The organism is Corynebacterium sp. AOP40-4SA-5, assembly GCF_052377355.1.
Lineage (GTDB): Bacteria > Actinomycetota > Actinomycetes > Mycobacteriales > Mycobacteriaceae > Corynebacterium.
The window spans coordinates 1-1100 of the sequence record NZ_JBQSWS010000059.1; the positions used below are offsets into that span (position 1 = coordinate 1).

Consider the following 1100-nt stretch of genomic DNA (forward strand, 5'->3'; position numbering starts at 1 on the left):
GGGTCTGCTGCACGGATAGGTGACATGTGATCTGGCTTGCCTGGGAAGGCCGGCCTGGAAGGATGATCGTCATGACCAAGCCCTATCCCCAGGAGTTCCGCGACGATGTCGTGCGCGTCGCGAGAAACCGTGAGCCCGGAGTGACGATCGAGCAGATCGCGAAAGACTTCGGGGTCCACCCGATGACGCTCACGAAGTGGATGCGCCGCGCCGAGAGTGACGAGGGCACCACGCCCGGCCAGTCACGGACCGAGGCGGCGCAGATCCGCGAGCTGAAGAAGCGCAACCGGCTCCTCGAGCAGGAGAACGAGGTGCTGCGGCGTGCGGCGGCGTATCTGTCGCAGGCGAACCTGCCGTCAAAAGGTTCTACCCGCTCGTGACAGAGCTCGCCGCCGCAGGGATCCCTGTGACGGTGACGTGTCGGGTGCTCAAGCTCTCCCGCCAGCCCTACTACCGGTGGCTGGCTGACCCCGTCACCCCGAACGAGGTGGTCGAGGCGTATCGCGCGAACGCGCTGTTCGACGCCCACAAGGATGACCCCGAGTTCGGGCACCGCCTCCTCGCCGACGAAGCACGCGATGTGGGTGAGCCGATGGCCGACCGGACCGCGTGGCGGATCACATCGAGCAACGGCTGGTGGTCCGTGTTCGGGAAGAAACGGGCCAAGAACGGGAAGAAGCCTGGTCCGCCCGCCCATGACGATCTCTGTGCCGTGGTCGGTGAGCATGGTCGTACCCGGCATGTGTTCGCTGCGACGCGGGCGAATGAACTCTGGCTCGTGGACATCACGGAACACGGAACCGTGGAAGGCAAGCTCTACTGCTGTGCGATCAAAGACGCCTTCAGCCGGCGCATCGTCGGGTACTCCATCGACTCCAGGATGAAGTCCCGCCTGGCTGTCCAAGCACTTGAGAACGCGGTCCAGATGCGCGGTGACGTCGTCGGTTGCGTGGTCCATTCGGACAGAGGATCTCAATTTCGAAGCCGGAAGTTCCTGCGTGCTCTGGCCGGCCACGACATGGTCGGTTCTATGGGCAGGGTGGGTTCGAGCGGCGACAATGCTGCGATGGAATCGTTCTTCTCTCTCCTGCAGAAGAACG

At 63.9% G+C, this 1100-nt stretch carries 1 protein-coding gene; it reads left to right on the plus strand.

The features are described 5' to 3' along the window. Positions 1-71: 71 nt before the first annotated feature. Positions 72-1100 (plus strand): IS3 family transposase gene (locus tag ACT3S3_RS15250; RefSeq protein WP_444627016.1). Its coding sequence is split into 2 segments (ribosomal slippage), with 1027 coding nucleotides annotated over them: positions 72-356 and positions 359-1100; the frame shifts between segments, so codons are not numbered across the junction. This gene is flagged as partial in the annotation.